16 protein-coding genes and 1 pseudogene are annotated in these 19,413 nt (G+C 56.3%); 10 read left to right on the forward strand and 7 right to left on the reverse strand.

Annotated features, from left to right (window positions below):
* Positions 1–271 precede the first annotated feature (271 nt).
* The 5 genes from CVU60_06035 to CVU60_06055 all read left to right on the forward strand — a co-directional run bounded on the left by CVU60_06035 (position 272) and on the right by CVU60_06055 (position 4,814).
* A complete protein-coding gene (locus CVU60_06035; GenBank protein PKN42546.1) occupies positions 272–1,402 on the forward strand; it encodes a branched-chain amino acid ABC transporter substrate-binding protein in 1,131 nt (376 codons plus the stop codon).
* A 62-nt stretch (positions 1,403–1,464) separates the two neighbouring features.
* On the forward strand, positions 1,465–2,370 hold the full coding sequence (locus CVU60_06040) for a branched-chain amino acid ABC transporter permease (protein PKN42547.1): 906 nt from the start codon (positions 1,465–1,467) through the stop codon (positions 2,368–2,370).
* Positions 2,367–3,326 carry a branched-chain amino acid ABC transporter permease gene (locus CVU60_06045; protein PKN42548.1) on the forward strand — a complete coding sequence of 320 codons (960 nt, stop codon included), beginning with the start codon at positions 2,367–2,369 and terminating at the stop codon, positions 3,324–3,326. Before CVU60_06040 ends, CVU60_06045 begins: the two co-directional genes overlap by 4 nt.
* Positions 3,323–4,090 (forward strand): ABC transporter ATP-binding protein, encoded by a 768-nt coding sequence (locus CVU60_06050; protein PKN42549.1) that lies wholly within the window; start codon positions 3,323–3,325, stop codon positions 4,088–4,090. Before CVU60_06045 ends, CVU60_06050 begins: the two co-directional genes overlap by 4 nt.
* A gap of 10 nt (positions 4,091–4,100) precedes the next feature.
* Positions 4,101–4,814 carry an ABC transporter ATP-binding protein gene (locus CVU60_06055; GenBank protein PKN42550.1) on the forward strand — a complete coding sequence of 238 codons (714 nt, stop codon included), beginning with the start codon at positions 4,101–4,103 and terminating at the stop codon, positions 4,812–4,814.
* Positions 4,815–4,944: 130 nt separating this feature from the next.
* Here CVU60_06055 and CVU60_06060 read toward each other — a convergent pair whose 3' ends face one another.
* Positions 4,945–5,406, reverse strand: a complete 462-nt coding sequence (locus tag CVU60_06060) for an EVE domain-containing protein (GenBank protein ID PKN42551.1) — start codon at positions 5,404–5,406, stop codon at positions 4,945–4,947.
* A gap of 213 nt (positions 5,407–5,619) precedes the next feature.
* On the opposite strand from CVU60_06060, the pseudogene CVU60_06065 reads away from it, so the two are divergent.
* Both CVU60_06065 and CVU60_06070 read left to right on the forward strand, forming a co-directional pair.
* Positions 5,620–5,706 (forward strand): annotated as a pseudogene (locus CVU60_06065) (hypothetical protein).
* A 347-nt stretch (positions 5,707–6,053) separates the two neighbouring features.
* Positions 6,054–6,239: a hypothetical protein gene (locus CVU60_06070; GenBank protein PKN42552.1), complete on the forward strand. Its 186-nt coding sequence runs from the start codon at positions 6,054–6,056 to the stop codon at positions 6,237–6,239.
* On the opposite strand, the gene CVU60_06075 is transcribed toward CVU60_06070, so the two are convergent.
* The 6 genes from CVU60_06075 to sat form a co-directional block, all read right to left on the reverse strand.
* A complete protein-coding gene (locus tag CVU60_06075) occupies positions 6,240–7,466 on the reverse strand; it encodes a heterodisulfide reductase subunit E (GenBank protein ID PKN42553.1) in 1,227 nt (408 codons plus the stop codon).
* Positions 7,467–7,477: 11 nt separating this feature from the next.
* Positions 7,478–9,769: a heterodisulfide reductase subunit A gene (locus CVU60_06080; GenBank protein PKN42554.1), complete on the reverse strand. Its 2,292-nt coding sequence runs from the start codon at positions 9,767–9,769 to the stop codon at positions 7,478–7,480.
* Between the two features lie 3 nt (positions 9,770–9,772).
* The gene (locus CVU60_06085; protein PKN42555.1) at positions 9,773–11,014 is read right to left on the reverse strand and encodes a heterodisulfide reductase subunit A; all 1,242 of its coding nucleotides are present in this window, start codon (positions 11,012–11,014) and stop codon (positions 9,773–9,775) included.
* A gap of 162 nt (positions 11,015–11,176) precedes the next feature.
* Positions 11,177–13,168, reverse strand: coding sequence for an adenylyl-sulfate reductase subunit alpha (gene aprA / locus CVU60_06090; GenBank protein PKN42556.1), 1,992 nt, complete (start codon positions 13,166–13,168; stop codon positions 11,177–11,179).
* Between the two features lie 38 nt (positions 13,169–13,206).
* Entirely contained in the window at positions 13,207–13,695 is a 489-nt protein-coding gene (aprB, locus tag CVU60_06095) for an adenylyl-sulfate reductase subunit beta (GenBank protein PKN42557.1), read from the reverse strand.
* A gap of 210 nt (positions 13,696–13,905) precedes the next feature.
* The gene (sat, locus tag CVU60_06100) at positions 13,906–15,174 is read right to left on the reverse strand and encodes a sulfate adenylyltransferase (protein PKN42558.1); all 1,269 of its coding nucleotides are present in this window, start codon (positions 15,172–15,174) and stop codon (positions 13,906–13,908) included.
* Between the two features lie 350 nt (positions 15,175–15,524).
* Between sat and CVU60_06105 the strand changes: the two genes are divergently transcribed.
* The 3 genes from CVU60_06105 (at position 15,525) to CVU60_06115 (ending at position 19,371) form a co-directional block, all read left to right on the forward strand.
* Positions 15,525–17,165 (forward strand): hypothetical protein, encoded by a 1,641-nt coding sequence (locus tag CVU60_06105; GenBank protein ID PKN42559.1) that lies wholly within the window; start codon positions 15,525–15,527, stop codon positions 17,163–17,165.
* Entirely contained in the window at positions 17,122–17,370 is a 249-nt protein-coding gene (locus tag CVU60_06110) for a hypothetical protein (GenBank protein ID PKN42560.1), read from the forward strand. The genes CVU60_06105 and CVU60_06110 overlap by 44 nt, the downstream gene beginning before the upstream one ends.
* A 78-nt stretch (positions 17,371–17,448) precedes the next feature.
* Positions 17,449–19,371 (forward strand): aconitate hydratase, encoded by a 1,923-nt coding sequence (locus CVU60_06115; GenBank protein ID PKN42561.1) that lies wholly within the window; start codon positions 17,449–17,451, stop codon positions 19,369–19,371.
* Positions 19,372–19,413: the final 42 nt, after the last annotated feature.

The raw sequence follows: 19,413 nt of genomic DNA on the forward strand, positions 1-19,413 counted from the left end.
TAAAATAAGGCAACTCAAATCGAACAATCATCAGACGAACTCTTTTTCACACGAGCACTTGTCTCTTTTTGGAAAAAAATTGATTTTTCAACACTTCTCATGTAGTAAAATTTTACATTTTTTACAAATTAATTCCTGCTTTATCGTTTCCATCCCTTGTTTTTCGTGCGTCCCTAAAAAGGGTTATCCGGACTCTCCGGTTTCATATCTTACCTACAACCGGTTCGCAGCCTGCGAACCCAAGGGCTCTGCAACCTTCAAGGAGGATTTCATGAAGAAAAAACTGTGTACACTTGGTTTCCTGACCTTGGCCCTCGTGGCGTTGACCCTGGGCTCGGCCTGGGCCGAAACCATCCGCATCGGCCTCATGTGCCCCCTGACGGGCTCCTGGGCCAGCGAAGGTCAGGACATGAAACAGATCGTCGAACTGCTGGCCGCCGAGACCAACAAGGCGGGCGGAATCAATGGCAACCAGGTCGAAATCGTGGTCGAGGACGACGGCGGTGATCCGCGTCAGGCAGCCCTGGCCGCAACTCGTCTGACCACCAAGGAAATTTCCGCCGTTATCGGCACCTACGGATCGTCCGTCACCGAAGCCGCCCAGAACATCTATGCAGAATCCGGCATCCTTCAGGTCGCCACCGGTTCCACGGCCATCCGGCTGTCCGAAAAGAGCCTGCCTCTTTTCTTCCGCACCTGCCCCCGCGATGACGAGCAGGGCATGGTTGCCGCCAAGACCCTGGGCGACCTGGGTTTCAGCAAGATCGCCATCCTTCACGACAACACCTCCTACGCCAAGGGCCTGGCCGACGAAGCCAAGTCCCTGCTTGAAGCTGCGGGCAAGACCATCGCCTTCTACGATGCACTGACTCCCGGCGAACGCGACTACAACGCAATCCTGACCAAAATCAAATCCGCCGCGCCCGAAGTCATCTTCTTCACCGGCTATTATCCAGAGGCCGGCATGCTCCTGCGCCAGAAGAAAGAAATGGGCTGGGAAGTGCCCATGCTCGGCGGCGACGCGACCAACAACCCCGATCTGGTCAAGATCGCCGGCAACGAATCCGCCGAAGGCTTCATGTTCCTGAGTCCTCCGGTTCCGGCTGATCTGGATACTCCTGAAGCCAAGGATTTCATGACCGCCTACAAGGCCGCCTACGGCAACGCTCCCGGTTCCGTATGGGCCGTACTGGCCGGCGACGCCTACCGCGTCATCGCTGAAGCCATTGCCCAGACCAAGGACACCTCCAGCGAAAAGCTGGCCGCCTATCTGAAGAATGAAATGAAGGACTTTTCCGGCCTGACCGGCAAGATCTCCTTCAACGAAAAGGGTGACCGTGTTGGCGACCTGTACCGCGTGTACAAGGTCGACGCCGCCGGTGCCTTTGTCCTGCAGCCGTAAAAAGCAAGGGCTCCTCTTCAGGGAGGAGCCCTTTTTTTCAACATCTTGCCCCGACACAAATCATGGAAGAATTTTTTCAACAACTGACCAATGGACTGGCCGTCGGGGGCATTTATGCCCTGATCGCCCTCGGGTATACCATGGTCTACGGGGTCCTGAAGCTGATCAATTTCGCCCACGGCGATCTTTTCACCATCGGTGCCTACCTAGGCCTGACCCTGCTCGTCTCCATGGGCCTCTTCGACAAGATCGGACCGCTGCCCGCCGTGATCCTGCTGGCCATCATGGTCATGATCCTGGTCGCCATCATCGGCGCGATACTGGAACGCGTGGCCTATCGGCCCCTTCGCCAGTCGCCCCGGCTTTCAGCCGTGGTCTCCGCCCTTGGCGCGTCCATCTTCTTTCAGAATGCGATCATGGCCATCTACAGCCCCAAGTTCCTGGTCTATCCGCACAACATCCTGCCGAAGACGGCCGTGAACATCATGGGCCTGGACATCCCGGTCATGCGCATCATCATGTTCGCGACGTCCCTTGTGCTCATGGCGGCGCTGTATTTCTTCATCCAGAAGACCAAGATCGGCACGGCCATCCGGGCCGCAGCCATCGATCAGGGCGCAGCCAAGCTCATGGGCATCAACGTTGACCGGGTCATCATGCTGGTCTTCTGCATCGGCCCGGCGCTTGGCGGTGCGGCCGGGCTCATGGTCGGCCTGTATTACGGGCAGATCAATTTCAGCATGGGCTGGATGTTCGGCCTCAAAGCCTTCACTGCAGCCATCCTGGGCGGCATCGGCAACATTCCCGGAGCCATGGTCGGCGGCTTGCTGCTGGGCGTCATCGAAGCTCTCGGCGCGGCGTACATTTCCATCGCCTGGAAAGACGCCATCGCTTTTTGCGTCTTGATCCTGATCCTCATTGTCCGGCCCACGGGCCTTCTAGGAGAAAGGGTGGCTGAAAAAGTATGAAATCACGCAACATGCTCTACTACTTAATTTTTTCTCTGCTCATGGCCTCCTGCCCCCTGTTCCTGAACGCATACTGGACCGACGTCTTCAACAACGTCGGACTCTACGCCATTCTGGCCCTGAGCCTCAATGTCATCCTTGGTCATGCCGGCCTTTTCCACATGGGACACGCCGCGTTTTACGCCATCGGCGCCTACACCACAGCCATCCTGAACACCATGTTCGGCATTCCCGTGCTGTGGAGCATGCCTCTGGCCGGAATAATGGCCGGAATCTTCGCCATGATCGTGGCCAGGCCCATCATTCACCTGCGTGGGGACTATCTTCTGATCGTCACCATCGGCATCGTCGAGATCGTGCGCATCGCGCTCATCAACAACGTCTTCGACATCACCGGCGGTGCCAACGGCATCTTCGGCATCAGCCGGCCGACTGTCTTCGGGTACAAGATATCCAAACCCGACCAGTTTTTTTACCTGATCTGGGGATTTGCGGCCATTACCATTTTTCTCCTCTTGCGACTTGAACATTCCCGTTTCGGACGGGCGCTCATGTACATCAAGGAAGATGAAGTGGCTGCCGGAGGAAGCGGCATCAACGTCGCCCATCACAAGCTTGTGGCCTTCATCATCGGCGCGGTGTGGGCCGGCATGTGCGGGACCATCTACGCATCGAAGATGACCATCATCGCTCCGGAATCATTTTCCTTCGCGGAGTCCGTCGTACTCTTCACCATCGTCATCCTGGGCGGTGCGGGGAGCATTCCCGGCGTTATCCTGGGAGCGTTCCTGCTGGTCGGACTGCCCGAACTGTTTCGCGGTCTGGCCGAATACCGCATGCTGGTCTTTGGCGCGGCCATGGTGCTCATGATGATCTTCAGGAACCAGGGCCTGCTTCCGCCCGGACCCAAGAATTATGACGTCGCCAGCCTTCTGCCCGCCGGAGGTCGAAAATGACGCTGCTCTCCATAGAAAACCTGAGCAAGAACTTTGGCGGCCTCATGGCTGTCAACGAGGTTTCCTTTGATGTCGAGGCGGGCAGCATCGTCGGTCTCATCGGGCCCAACGGTGCCGGGAAAACCACCGTATTCAATCTCATCACCGGCAACTACCAGCCCAACACGGGCACGGTCCTCTTCGACGGTCAGAACCTTGTAGGCCTGCCCACCCACACCATAGTTGAGCGGGGCATCGCCCGCACCTTCCAGACCATTCGCCTGTTCCAGAACATGAGCGTCCTTGAAAACGTGCTCGCGGGCGGACATTGCCGCATGCAGTCGGGCTCGCTGGCGGCCATGTTCCGCACTCCGGCCCAGCGACGCGAGGAACACGAGTCCATGCGTCAGGCCATGGCCGAACTGGAATTCGTGGGCCTGGCCCACGAATGGAAGAACAAGGCCAAGAACTTGTCCTACGGCAACCAAAGACTCCTTGAAATCGCCCGCGCCCTGGCCACCCAGCCCAAGCTCATTGTGCTTGACGAACCGGCTGGCGGCATGAACGACCAGGAAACCCATGATCTCATTCGCCTGATCCGCGCCATCCAGGATCGAGGCATCACGGTCCTCCTGATCGAACACGACATGGGCCTGGTCATGCGTGTCTGCTCATCCCTGGTCGTGCTTGAGCACGGTGCAAAAATTGCGTCCGGCACGCCCGCCGAGATCCAGGCAAACCCGCGTGTCATCGAAGCCTACCTCGGTGTCGACTCCGACGAATAAAGGACCCCACATGCTGCTCAAAATTGAAAACCTGCGCGTGAACTATGGCAACGTCGAAGCCCTGCACGGGATCAACCTCGAAGTTGAAGAAGGGGAAATCGTAACCATACTCGGTGCCAACGGTGCCGGGAAATCGACCACGCTCAATGCCATCAGCGGACTGGTCAACATTACCGGGGGAACGATCTTCTTCCGCGACACGGCCCTGCACAAGATGCCTGCGCATGAAATCGTGAAACACAAGATCACCCAGAGTCCCGAAGGACGCCGCGTCTTCACGACCCTGACCGTGCAGGAGAACCTCATTCTGGGCGCGTTCACGTCCACCAACACCGAGCGAATCCAGAATAGCCTGAAGTGGATATATCAGCTTTTTCCGCGCCTCCATGAACGACGCAAGCAGATGGCGGGAACCTTGAGCGGGGGCGAACAGCAGATGCTGGCCATAGGCCGGGCGCTGATGGCCAACCCCAAGATCCTGCTTCTCGACGAACCAAGTCTTGGCCTGGCCCCGATCCTGGTCAAATCCATCTTTGACACCGTCAAGGAAATCAACAAGACCGGGGTGACCGTCATCCTGGTCGAACAGAATGCCAAGGCCGCCCTCAAACTGGCCCACAGGGGCTACGTCATGGAAGTAGGCAACATCGTGCTGGCTGATTCGGCAGCCAACCTGCTCAAGAACGAACAGGTGCAGCAGGCATATCTGGGCGGAGGGCATTAGCCTCTCGCCACTTGTTTTGGACAGACAAAGCCACGTCGTGAAAAACGGCGTGGCTTTTTTGCTCACAGCCTAGCCTTCCGCGATCACATCACAGCCAGGTCAATGAACTCGTCACACCAGCCCAACTAAATCACTGCCGCCCAAGACGGGCGACTATCCCGAATTCTTCTTCCGTCACGGGCATGACTGACAGACGTGAACCTTTTTTTAAAAGTTCCATCCCTTCAAGTCCTTTCACACCGCGCAACGAACCAAGCGGGACCGGATGCAAAAATTTCTCAACGAACTGCACATCGACCATGAACCACAACGGGTTTTCGGGCGTAGAACGGGGATCAAAGTGCTGATCCTCAGGATTAAAAGCCGTATGGTCGGGGTAACTTTCGCGCACCACCCTGGCGATGCCCACCACTCCAGGATTTTTTACGCTGTGATAAAAAAGGATCAGATCGCCCAGGCTCATCTGGTCGCGCATGAAATTGCGCGCCTGGAAATTGCGCACGCCATCCCAGCTCGACGTCTGTCCGGATGCGGCCGCCAGATCATCGATGGAAAAACATCCCGGCTCGGTCTTCATCAACCAGTATTTCATCAGCCCCTCCTGTTCTCGTAATCGATCCGGCAACTTCCCAAAATCGAGCTCTTCTTGCAATGTTTTCAGCCCGCGCTTCAGGCTGAAAATAAAAAGGCTCCCCCCGGAGGAGGAGCCTTTGAGGCAGTGATGCGAATGCGCTTCTACCAGTTGGAGTCGGCGAAGGGGTCCTGCGATCCACCGGCGAAACCGAAATCGGTACCAGCGGCAGTTTCGGCCGGGGCGCCTGCGGCTTCGGCAGCGGCGGGAGCTGCTGCACCGGCGGCAGCGGCAACACCGGCAACGCCGGCAACAACCACACCGGTCTTCTTCACTTCTTCAACTTCCTTCAGCAGGGCTTCGAGCTTGCCGGTGAACTCGACAATACGGGCTTCAGTGGTCACGAACAGAGCTTCGGCTTCGCCCTTCTTCTGTCCTTCGAATTCCTTGACCTTGGCGCTCAGGGCCGCAATCTCGGCATCCTTGGCAGCCAGGGCCTTGGTCAGTTCTTCGACCTTGGCGCTCTTGGCGTTGATCTGGCCTTTGTAGTCGGCCAGTTTGGCGAAGACTTCGTCCACTTCGGCCTTGGCCTTGACAGGCATGGGCGCGACGGAGACGGACTGGCCCAACTCGACCATCTGCCCCTTGGACATCTTGGTCAATTCAGGATGCTGCTCATAAATCCATGCCTTGGCAAGAGCCGCGGCAAAAGGAGTGGAATCGCCATCCAGGTCTTTCTGGGTCAGATAGCCCAGCATTTCGGCAACGGAAGCGTTGCCATCACCCTTCAGGTAGGCCACAAAAGTATCCATGGGAAAAATCTTGCGAGCTTCAGACATGGTGTCCTCCTTTAATTAAATAACAAAGATTTTGTCATCTTCGATGAGTTTTTCGTCAATGGGCAAACGACCGATATACCGTGCATAAATGAGCGCTGTGGTGCGATACACCAAATGCCCAAGTTTGGACCAAGGCAGATACGCAATCAGCATGAAGATGCTGACCAGATGCAGATAGTACGTGAAGAAGGCCAGAGGCGCGACGCCTGCCAGACGGAAGATCTGGGAGCCGATGCCGGTCAGGGTCACAACCCAGATCACACCGAGCAGATACCAGTCATAGTAGTTGGAAACGGACTTTCTGGTGTCCGAATTCAAGCGCCGACGGGTCAGCAGAGTGAGACCGGTCACCAGCAGCACCGCGCCCACGTTGGCCAGGATCTTGACCGGGTGCCAGAGAGGCATGGGCGTATGACCGACTGGTGCCAGCAGGGGAATGACCTTGCCGCCCCAGTGAGCCACGGCCACGATGGACGTGACGATGGCGCAGGCCACGAATCCGTAAAACAGGATCTGATGACCCTTGACCCTTTCTTCGTCAGCGGGGCTGTCCACGCAGTTCTTGAAACGGGAATGCTGGAGGACATCGTACTTGATCGTCGCGATGATCGCGTCTTTCAAGGTCGGCTTTTTGTATCCGATGACGAACGTCTCGGTCACGTTGGCCTTGAACCCGTCGATCATGTTCTTGATCCCAAGCCCGAAGCAGATGGCCACGAAGATGGCAACCAGTCCGAACAGGGGGTCAATGGTGAAATCGCCGGGGAAGAGGTTGCCATAAACGATCTTGCCGTTTTCAGTGAGCGGGAAAAAAGAGCCCACAAGGGCGGCACGGATCATCCAGATAAAGGCGAAAATGGCCATCGGAATACCTGCCAGGATGGGCAGGTGCTTGGGCGAACTCATCCACTCGCCGATAATGGCAGGCTTCACCAGCTTGCGGTAGGTCATGTTGCGCAGGGCGCCCAGCAGGTCTCCAGGTTTTGCTCCGCGAGGACACAGTTCGGAACAGGTTCCGCAATTGTGACACAACCAGATGTCGATATCGTTGACCAGCTTGTCTTTGAGACCCCACTGGGCCCAGACCATTTCCTTGCGCGGATAGGGATTGTCCGCAGGAGACATGGGGCATGCGACAGAGCAGGTAGCGCACTGGTAGCACTTCTTGAGATCCGCACCACCCACCTCCTGCAGTTCCTTGACGAACTGCAGATTAGGCTCAATCTTAATTGTTTTGGACATACATGCTCCTCCTAGTATCCCTTGAACGGGTTGGGACCAAGCTTGGTGATCGCATCAACAAACTCGTCAATCATGCCGGGAACCTTGTCGTATTCGTCAATGGCGACCTGCATCTGCTGTACCCGTTCGGTTTCAATGCCAAGCTTGCCCAGGGTTTCACCAATGTTGGCCATACGGCGACTGCACAGGTCCGATCCCTTGACGAAGTGGCACTGGTAATCTTCACCGTACTTGCAGCCCAGGAGCAGGCAGCCGTCAGTGCCCTTGGACATGGCATCGGCGATCCAGATGGTATTGACCGAACCAAGGCAACGCACCGGAACGATGCGCACGTAGGGGCTCCACTTCTTGCCGCGCAGGGCGGCCATGTCGAGGGCCGGATAGGCGTCGTTCTCACAGGCAAGAATGAGCATGCGCGGGCCGCCCACTTCCATGTCATCGGGAACCTCGACCTGCTTGATCATGGATCCGATCTGATCGACGTTGTAGTTGTCGAAGAAGATGACGCGTTCAGGGCAGGCACCCATGCACGTTCCACAACGACGGCAACGCGAGGTATTGGGCATCGGGTTGCCCTTTTCGTCCTCGTCCAGAGCTCCGAAAGGACATTCTTCCGTGCAGCGCTTGCACTGTGTGCAACGCACCAGGTTGAACTTCGGGAAGGACAGATCGCCCGAACGCGGATGAACCGCCATGCCTCTGTTAGATGATTCAAGACACTGAACCGCTTTCAGGGCCGCGCCTGCAGCATCGACTTCGGCCGTGGCCATGGTCATGGGCTGGCGCACGCTCCCGGCGGCATAAATGCCGGTGCGGCGAGTTTCATAGGGGAAGCAGATATAGTTGGAATCGGCGTATCCGCTGAACAGCTCAAGGTCAGGCATGGCAGGGCCCTGACGGTATTTGAGCTTGAGGATCGGATCAAGTGCGGTAGTGGGCACCATGGCCGTGGGCAGCACCAGCATGTCCACCTCGATCTCGACCTTTGCTCCAAGGAGGGTGTCCTCAAGAACCACCACGATGTCGCCATCGCCACCGTCGCGGACTTCACTGATCACGCCCTTGGTCATCATGACGCTCGGATCGTTCTGCGCAGCCTTGTAATAAAGCTCGTTCAAGCCGGGGACCATCATGTGCTCGTAGACCACCATGGCCACGCCGCCGGGAATGAATTCGCGGACGTAGTTCGCCTGCTTCAGGGCAGTCAGCGACGTCAGCTCGGAACTGTAGGACAAATGCTTGTAGGTATCCTGCTTGACGAAGTTGGTTTTGGGCGTGTCGTCAGCTTCCTTCACCTCCGCAGCGGCCAGCGCTGCGGCGCGGGCCTCCTGTTCCTTGACCTCGAAGGGAGCGAGCTTGTCGCCGAATCCGAGCAGGAACATGACCTTTGCAGGCTTGGCGCCATCACTCTTGCGCACAACGGAACCAGCCTTGGCCATCATCTCGAACTCACGGGAAGTAACCACATTCTGAAGCTTCCCGTAGCCGAACGGCTTCAGGAAGGCGGTATCCTGTGGGACCCAGCCGGTGGCGATAACCACTGAACCGACGGCCACGACACGTTCTTCCTTGCCGACCTTCACGGTCACTTCGTAATTGCCTGGAGCTCCGGCAATGCCGGCGATTTCGGACTCAAGAAGCACTTCGATTTTGTCCGAAGCCTGCACCTGGGCGATCTTCTTTTCCACACCCGTGGCATGAGCCGCGTCATAGGGAAAGGAAAAGGGAATGGTCTTGTACATGCCGGCGGCTGCGCCACCAAGCATTTCTTTCTTTTCAACCAATGTCACGTCGTATCCGACGGCAGCAACATCAAGAGCGGCGCTCATGCCTGCCCAGCCGCCACCGATGACCAGCACCCGGTTGACGACTTCGATTCCGCCATCTTCGGGAACCGCGGCTTTCTGCAATTTTACGACGCCCATGTTCACATAGTCGTTGGCCATCTTGAAAAGCAACTCAGGAGTCGTTCCAGGAGCGACCTTTTCCTTGCTTGGATCCTCGTAGCAAAGCACGCAGAGTTCGCGCAGATTGACCCGGTCAACCAGGATGTCCTGCCCAAACTTGTAAAATTCCCAATCCACGCGAGGCGAAGTACCGCAGACGCAGACAGCATTGATCAGGCCGGCATCGATGTCTGCCTGGATCATTGCCCTTCCTTCGGCAGTAGCCAGCCTCGGATGCACCTTGACAACGGGGCAGCAACCGCTCCATTTTTTCTGTACGCCATCGCACAGTTTCTGGATGTCGAGAACCCCGCCAAGGCTTGATTCGTCAAAATATACACCAATCTTGTCGGCCATGACCTACCTCCCTCTCACCGTCTGGATCGCTTTCATCGCTGCCCCGGTGGCAGACTGGGCCGACTTCATAACGTCCAGAGGTTGTTTGGCACAGCCCGCGGCAAAAATACCTTTTTCCTCCCCTCCAACGATGAACCCTTCGGCATCAACCGGGACATCTACAGGCAGGGAAGCGCCGGCCAGGCTGGGCTGCATTCCTGTGGCCAGAACCACGAGATCGAAACGTTCGACAGACTTGGAGCACGTCACCGCATCTTCCACGGTAACCCACACGTCATCGCCTGCTTTGTCCTGTTCGACAGCAGCGACCTTGCCTTTGACGGCAAAGATCTTTTCATCTGCCAGAATCTTCTTGGCGAAATTGTCGTAGCGGCCAGGAGTCCGCAGATCAATGTAATAGATTGTCACTTCAGCGTCAGGATACTGTTCACGAACATATTGTGCCTGCTTCAAGGAAGCCATGCAGCAAATATAGGAACAATAATGGAGATGGTTCTCGTCGCGAGAGCCAGCGCACTGCACGAAAGCGATCTTTGTGGGCACACGGCCGTCGGAAGGCCGAAGAATCTTGCCGTTCGTCGGACCGTAAGGTGATGCAAGGCGTTCCATCTGCATGTTGGAAATGCAGTTTTTGACCGCGCCCGCGCCCAGATTTGACAGATTCGTCACATCATAAGGCTTCCATCCTGTAGCGATAATGATGGAGCCAACGCTCAAGGTGATGCTCTTTTCTTCCTCTGTCAGATCAAGATAGTCGCATTTCTGGACTTTGCTCTTGTCAGAGTCGCTCAAGCTGGCCTTGTCCACAACATAACGCTGCGGGAAGGCAAAAGGCGCATCCATGTAAACGGGTTTGCGCGTAGCCAAACCGAACTCGTAGTCGTTGACAACTTCCGTGGAAAGATCGTCGCACAAATCGGAAAGATCAGGGCTGCTGGGGCCAGCGTAGCGCGGTTTGATCTGTACCGTAACCTCGTAATTTCCAACGGTGCCGTCTACCTTGGTCACTTCGGCCAGGGTAAAAAACTTCACATTGGGGTTGTTCTTGATCCGCTGATACTGAATTTCCAAACCGCATGAAGGTGGACACAGCTTCGGGAAATATTTGTTCAGCTGCATAACACGTCCACCCAGAAATGGGGTCTTCTCGATGATGAAGACCTCATGACCGATCTCAGCGGCCTCGAGGGCGGCGGTGAGTCCTGCGAAGCCACCACCGATGACAAGTATGCTGTTGCTAGCCATTCGATTCCTCCCAGAGCACATAAGTTGAAGGCCGTAAAAATGAATAGAATGGCCCAAGCATAATCTATAACTACCAGAGGTTACAGATCATGCATAGACCATTCTATTTCCTGATAGAGAAAAAAGGCTGCGGGATGGTCCCGCAGCCTTTTGGCCCATAAACTAGACAGGGATGATCTGGTAGTAATGTTTCTTGAAGATCTCGGTTTCGCCAGTGGCCGGGTCGAACTTGGAGTTAACAAAGCACTTCCACTTGGCATCGTCCAGACCCATGAAGTCTGCGCGATAGTAGAAACCGGGGTAACGGCTTTCCTGACGGAAACGAATGTGCTGCATGTGCAGACGAACGGTCCACAGTCTGTGATACTGCTCCCAGCAACGAAGCAATTCGTGCAGGTCGCGAGCCGCCAGTTTCTTGGAGTCTTCTTCCAGCATGTCGAGCAGAGCAAAGCCTGTGTCGAGCAGTCTGTCGGAAGTGGTATACAGGGTAGCGCAACCTCCGCCGTATTCATCGGTGCACTTGATGAGGCGCATCATGAAGTTGTTGGGGGAGATGTAGTTCGGGTTGACTACCGGGTCAGTGGAAGCGCCCTTGAACTGCTCGTAGGTGTACCAAGGCTCGTAGATTTCCTTCTTCAGATCTGCAGCGGAAACAGCCAGCGTGGGCTTGAAATCCTTGTGATCCACAACCCAACGGACCATCTGCTTACCAACGATGCGGCCTTCAGCGTGAGAACCGGAGGAGAACTTATGGCCGGAAGCGCCAACGCCGTCAGCACAAGTCCACAGACCGTTTACGGTGGTCATGCGGTTGTACACCTTGCCGTTGTCAGCCTTGACCTTGTACTCTTCGGGAACCCAAGGCTCGTTCGGACCGGAAACCCAGATACCGCAGCAACCGGAATGCGAACCGAGCAGGTAAGGCTCAGTGGGCATGATTTCGGAACCGCGCTCTTCGGGCTTGATGTTCATGGCGGCCCAGAGGTTGGCCTGACCAACGCACATATCCAGGAAGTCTTCCCAAGCTTCGGACTCAAGATGCTTCTGCTCGGCCTTGGACAGATCCTTGAAGGTGGTCTGCAGGGCGGTGGCGGTGTCCATGTAGATGGGGCCGCGACCTTCGCGCATTTCGCGAAGCATCATGTGGTTGCGCAGACAGGTCGGAATGATGTGACCCTTGGCGTAACCGCGATCTTCGTAAGGCTTCAGCATGGCGCGGTTGGTGACACAGTAGTCTTCACCCTTGGCGTTGGTGGCTTTGGCCTTGAAAAGCAGGAACCATGCGCCGACCGGACCGTAACCGTCTTTGAAACGGGCAGGTACGAAGCGGTTTTCCATCATGGTCATTTCAGCGCCAACCTGAGCACACATGGTGTAGGTGGAACCAGCATTCCATACGGGGTACCATGCGCGACCAAGGCCTTCACCAGTGGAGCGGGGACGGTAAACGTTGACAGCGCCGCCGCATGCAACGGACATGGCGTTGGCTTTGATGACGTACACTTTGTTTTCGCGAACCGAGAAACCGACAGCACCGGCGATACGGTTGGGCGTATTGGCGTCAAGCAGCAGCTTAACGATGAAAATACGCTCCAAGTAACGATCGGAACCAAGGGCGTTCTTTGCGGCTTCAGCAACGATGACCTTGTAGGACTCACCGTTGATCATGATCTGCCAACGGCCGGAACGGACAGGGGCCGCGCCGGTGCGCAGGGACATGCCCTCTTTCTTGGCCTGAGCGCCGTCCAGGTTCTTGCCGTCTTTCTTGACCCAGCAAGGCAGGCCCCATTCTTCGAACAGATGAACGGAGTCATCCACGTGGCGGCCAAGATCGTAGATCAAGTCTTCGCGAACAATACCCATGAGGTCGGTGCGGACCATGCGGACATAGTCGTCGACATCATTTTCGCCGATATAAGTGTTGATGGCGGAAAGACCCTGAGCAACCGCGCCGCCGCGATCGACAGCAGCCTTGTCAACCATGAGAATCTTGATGTCGCCGCCAACTTTGTCGGCCCAGCGCACTGCCTCAAAGGCAGTTCCGCAGTTACCCATACCACCACCGACCATAAGAATGTCGGTATCAATCTCAACGAGTTCGGGCTCTGCGCAGGCAAGGCCCTTGATCACGTCTTTAACAGGAATCTGAGGCATATGTTCCTCCTGAAATTTCTTTCGTTTAAAGCGCCGAATTAGGCGACGGCCGACTTGAAGGTGACCTTCAGGTCTGCTTCACCGATTTCAATCTTCTGGCCAAGAGCTTCTTTGGGTGTGGCCAAAGCGGTCTCAGTGAACAGAAGTTCATCTTCCAGGTTCCCGGCCTCAGGCTTGCCTTCGAAGGGCTTGATGGAACCTTCCACAGTGGTGCGGATGGGGAACTTGAAGCGCTTTACTTCGCCATTGCGGAACTGAACGGTCCACATGATGTCTTCTGCACCGCGCAGCGGGATGCAGGTACCGCCCATGGGGGCGAAGTCAGCATACGGACGAGCGGTGATCGCGCCCTGGGGACAAATCTTGATACAGGAGTAACATTCCCAGCAAGCGGCCGGCTCCTGATTGTAAGCCTTCATCTCTACAGGGTCCAGGATCATCAGGTCGTTAGGACAGATGTACATACAGGCAGTCTTTTCACCGCCCTTGCATCCATCACACTTTGCTGGATCAACAAAGGTTGGCATAATTCCTCCGAATAAAGAGTTTAAAACAACTTAGCCACAGGCCCGAAACAAACAAAAATTGTACACAAGCTTTTCGCTTGTGAATCTTTTATCAAAGCCCTTTTGCCGTGTCAAGCCGCATATTGACAATCATAGGCCATGCCGGACTTCAAGTCGCAAGGCCAAATCAACAGAGCGGACAAAAGTCCGCCCTGTTGGTTGAAATCAAAACTACATGGCTGCGCCGGAAGCGGCACCCTGCATCTTCACTTCGACCTTCTCGGTCAAAGTGGAGTAGTACTCGCGCAGGATGACGAGGACTTCGTCACGACCGAAGTGATCAACAACCTCGGCGCCTTCGGACAGAGCCTTGCGCAGCTTGGTGCCGGACAGAACGACGCGGTCATCCTTGCTGTGCGGGCAGGTGCGCAGGGAAGCCATACCGTCGCACTTGTAGCAGTAGAAGGTCCAGTCGATCTTCATGGGCTGGGTGATCAGATCCTTGCCAACGCCCAGGTTCTTGGGAACGCGGTCAAAGATTTCCTGGGCTTCGAACAGGCCGTAGAAGTCACCAACGCCTGCATGGTCGCGGCCGATCAGCATGTCGGAAACGCCGTAGTTCTGGCGGAAGGTGGCGTGCAGCAGGCCTTCACGGGGTCCGGCATAACGCATGTCGAGAGGGTAGCCGCCCTGAACGACGTTGGCCTTGACAAAGTACTTGTCAATGAGGGTGTCGATGCACTTGATGCGAACTTCGGCCGGGATGTCGCCGGGCTTCAAGTTGCCGACCAGGGAGTGAATGAAAACGCCGTCACATACTTCGACAGCGATCTTGGCCAGATATTCGTGAGAGCGGTGCATGGGGTTACGCAGCTGCAGGGCGGCAACCTTGCTCCAGCCCTTTTCTTCGAAGGTGGCGCGGGCTTCGGCAGGGGACATGTAGCAACCGGGGAATCTGTCGCGATAGTCGCCTTCGGAGAGAACTTTGACAGGGCCGGCAACGTTGTATTTCTTCTGGGCCAAAACCATCTGCACGCCGGGGTGATCCTTGGGTGCGATGTCCCAGAACTTGTCATCGGCGGACTCTTCGCCCTGACCCTTGTAGACCTTCTCGCATTCCCACTTCTTGTCGGCGTCAGTCATTTCGTAAACTTCGGTGACCTTCATGGTGGCCATGAAGACGCCCTTCTTGGGGTCGAACAGAGCGATCTCTTCGCCAACCTTCACTTCTTCATCCACATCCAGGGTCACGGGCACGGGCCAGAAGGTGCCGTCAGCCAAGGTGAAATTTTCACACACGGACTTCCAGTCAGCCTTGGTCATGAAGCCGCTCAGCGGGCTGAAGCCGCCGATGCCCATCATGATCAGGTCGCCTTTGGCGCGGGGGCTGATGTCGATCTTCTTCAGTCCTTCGGCCTTTTTCTGCTCGGCAGCCAATTCGGCACCCTGAAGCAGACAGCAAACCAAACCTTTTCCACCATGCGGGGGTACGAGAGCCATAACGTGGATCCTCCTAAATATAGTTTGTTTTTATTTTCACAAATAAAAAAACGGAGACCCCTTTTTGCTTCCCAACGAGCTTCTTGTCAACCGTTTTGTGATTTTTTTATCAACCGCGCAATTATCCGTCAAACGTTGCCTGACAGGATCCGCGCAATCGAGCGGATCCAGCTGCCTATTTCCAGCACTTCTTTCAATTTATTATATTATTTCAGCATATTGTAATTATATTGAACAATAACCGCTTGCAATCCGTAAAGTCTTATTGTTAAAGAACACTTTTGATAGCATCTTTCATCATGCGTCCATGCACCCATGGACAACAACCTCCCTAGCCTGAAAGAATTCGCATGGCCGAAAAACATAATACTCTATCTCTGACGCAGGAACTGGCGCAACTCGACGAAAGACTCGTGTCCCTTCTCATGACCCGGACCAACCTTTTGTCCCGAGCGGCCTCAACCAGACGCTCCAAAAATCTCGGCATCACTGATCCCAACCAGGAAAAAGTGCTGTGGCAGGTTTGGCGCGACGCATCCAAGGCCGACAATCTGGAGCCCCAGATTCTCAAAAAAATCTTCCACCTCTCAAACAACCTCTCCTACGCCAGGGTCGAGCGTAATTCCTCCAATGAAAAGCCTCTGTGCCTCTTCCCCCGGCGCAAGCCTGTGGAAATAGATCTCGACGCTCCCCGAGACCAGATCCTGCGCAGCATGATGTTTTTTCTCGGAGCCACGAACTCCTCGCCGCTGACCATCGCTCCATTCCAGGGAAACGACATTTCCCTCGAATTGATCAATGCCCTGAACCTCTGCGGGTTCAAGCTCACGTTCCAGAACCGGCAATGCGAAGCCCAGCCCGTCGAATCCTGGTCCATGGACAACAAGATCATCTATGCCGGGCAGAGCAAATTCCATTTCTACCTCCTGCTGTGCCTTGCCCTCGGACAGGTGACCCGGGCCAAGTTTACCGGTTCCACGAAACTCAAGATTCATGACGTCAGGCCGGTGCAGGATCTCCTGCCGCAGCTTGGCGCCCGGCTTACGGTCGTGGAACCGCACAGCTACGGTTTGCCCGTCCGGATCGAAAGCAGCGGTCAACTCCCGGAGACTATCTCCATACCCAAGGGCGTCTCCAAAAAATTCGTACTGGCGCTTGTTGTCGCAGCCACGACCTACAAGTCCGGCCTTTCGATCCTGCTCCATGAATCCTTTTCAAGCAGCAAGCTGCTACGCAAAGGGATCGGTTTTCTGCAGGAGCATATTCCGGAGCTTCAGTTCGAGGGGCTGAGCATCATCGTCCCTCCCGCGCCCATCAGTCTTGACATCTCGGCGGTGGACATCCCCGTCGATCCTCTGATGAGCCTCCATCTGCTGGTCCTGCCGTTCTTTACCGACGGGCAGGTCGTACTGCATGGCAAATGGCCCCATTACGCGCCCCACCTCCAGGACATCATGGACATCCTGCACGAGTTCGGACTTCGGGTCAGCGTCCAGGGCGGTCAGATCACCTCGAGCATGGGCCACAGGCCCCAGAAACTATCCATAGACATAACCTCCTGCCAGGAATACCTGCCTTTGGTGCTGGCCATGTCCATGGGACTGCGCGGCCAGTGCGCCATCACCCTGGACACAACGCGAGAGGATGTCGACTACGCTCAGGACCTGCTTGAGAATCTTGGTGCCGGATATGCCATTGAGCCGGGACTGCTGCAGCTCGGACTGGCCAACGCCAAGAAAGTCAGCGAATCGCCTTGGCAAAGCCCGGGTCCCTACTGGACTCTGGCCGGATCGCTCATTTCCTTTACCCATCCGGGGGTCTGCATGACCAATGCGGACAACATCTCATCGGCCTGGCCCTGGTTCTGGAAAATTTTCATGAACCTTCCATGTCCTCAAAACTTCATAAATTCCGCACGGATCGAAGAACAGGTAGACGAAACTCACGATGACAAGCCAAAGCGTAAAAGAATCAGAATCACAACAGATTGAGACCATTGAAAAGGAAATCGGCAGGTTCAGAGCCGAGCAGGCCGAAGCCCAGGCTAAGGTCAAGGAATTGCTGCAACGCGAAGACCCCGCGAGCGGCATTACTTTTCACGAGGACATTTTCCGGCTGCAGCAGGACAAACTGCGCCTGGACACTGAAATTCAGATTCTGCAAGTCAAGCTCAGACGGCTTGCATCCACTTGGTAAGCCCAACGATTCAGGCTCCCAGCTTCGGCTGGGAGCCTTTTTTCAAAAATATTCAACGGCTAAATTGAAGGAGCGCGCATGAACCAAAACCTTACTCAGAAGATCATCGCGGCGCACCTCGTTGAAGGCGATATGCAGCCCGGAAACGAAGTGGCCATCAAGATAGACCAAACCCTGACCCAGGATGCCACCGGGACCATGGCGTACCTGCAGTGGGAGGCCATTGGCCTGCCACGGGTGAAGACGGAGCTTTCCGTCAGCTATGTCGATCACAACACCCTGCAGATGGGCTTTCGCAATCCCGACGACCACCGTTACCTGCGTAGCGTGGCTGCCAAGTACGGAATCGTCTTCTCCCCTCCCGGCACCGGCATCTGCCACCAACTGCATCTGGAAAATTTCGCGATTCCAGGCAAAACCCTCATCGGATCCGACTCCCACACGCCGACAGCCGGCGGCATCGGCAGCCTGTCCATGGGCGCCGGCGGCCTCTCGGTTGCGCTGGCCATGGCCGGAGAGCCTTACACCATCACCATGCCCAAGGTCTTCAAGATCCGGCTTGAAGGACAGCTGACCGGTCATGCCTCGGCCAAGGACGTCATCCTGCACCTGCTCGGCATCCTGACCGTTAAGGGCGGCGTGGGCGCGGTCATGGAATACCATGGCCCGGGCGTGGCCACCCTGAGCGTACCGGAACGCGCGACCATCACCAATATGGGCGCGGAACTGGGCGCAACGGCTTCCATCTTCCCAAGCGACGAGCAGACTCGCGCATTTCTTGCGCTCATGGGCAGGGAAAGCGACTTCACGCCCCTGGCCGCCGACGAAGGCGCGACGTATGATCGGGAAATCGTCATCGACCTCAGCACCCTCGTTCCCCTGGCCGCCCGGCCGCACATGCCCGACAGGGTCGTCCCCGTGGCCGAACTGGACGGAATGAATGTCGATCAGGTGGCCATCGGTTCCTGCACCAACTCCTCCTACTCGGACCTGCAGAGCGTGGCCCAGATCCTCAAGGGCGAACACATCGCCCCGAATACCGACCTGCTTCTGTCTCCGGGCTCCAAGCAGGTGCTCAAGATGCTCATGAGCGAAGGCCTGCTCGATCTCATCCTCGATGCCGGCGGACGACTCATGGAATGCTCCTGCGGCCCGTGCATAGGCATGGGCGGCTCACCTTCGAGCGGCGGCGTCAGCGCCCGGACCTTCAACCGTAACTTCGAGGGTCGCAGCGGAACCCAGGACGGACAGGTTTATCTCGTGAGCCCCATCACTGCCGCTTTTTGCGCCCTGAACGGCAAGTTCACCGATCCTGCGACCTGGACCAAGACTGTTTCCAAGCCTTCCCTGCCGGCCTTGGCACCGTCCATCCGCCACCTTTTCGCCTTCCCGCCCAAGGATGGGGGCGAGGTTGAAATCATGCGCGGACCCAACATCGTGCCCCTGTCGCCCTTCGACAGGTTGCCGAAGGTCCTGGATCTGCCCGTGCTGATCAAGGTCGCGGACAACATCACCACCGACCACATCATGCCCGCCGGTGCGGCCATCACCGCCCTGCGCTCCAACATTCCGGCCATCAGCAGGCATGTCTTCGAACGCGTGGACAAGGACTTCGTGGCCCGGGCTGAAGCCGCCGGCCAAGGGCTCATCCTTGGCGGCGAGAACTACGGACAGGGATCCAGCCGTGAGCATGCGGCGCTGGCACCCCGTCATCTGGGAGTCCGGGTGGTTCTGACAAAATCCTTTGCCCGCATTCACAAGGCAAACCTGATCAATTTCGGCATCCTCCCCCTGATGCTCGCCAACGAGGCCGACTACGACGCGCTGGCCCAGGGCGATGTGCTCCGTATAGGGCTCGACGCTCTCGCACCCGGAGCGGCTCTTTCGGCCTCGACTTCGGACGGCAGGCAGCTCACGCTGACCCACGATTTGACGGGTAATGAAATAGCCATTATCAAGGCTGGCGGTTTGCTAAATTACGTCAACGACAGGCAAAAATAAAAGTCTCTCGGGACAGTTCCCATTATTTTTAACTTCAGACTC

Source organism: Deltaproteobacteria bacterium HGW-Deltaproteobacteria-18, assembly GCA_002841885.1.
In the GTDB taxonomy this organism is placed as follows: Bacteria; Desulfobacterota; Desulfovibrionia; order Desulfovibrionales; family Desulfomicrobiaceae; genus Desulfomicrobium.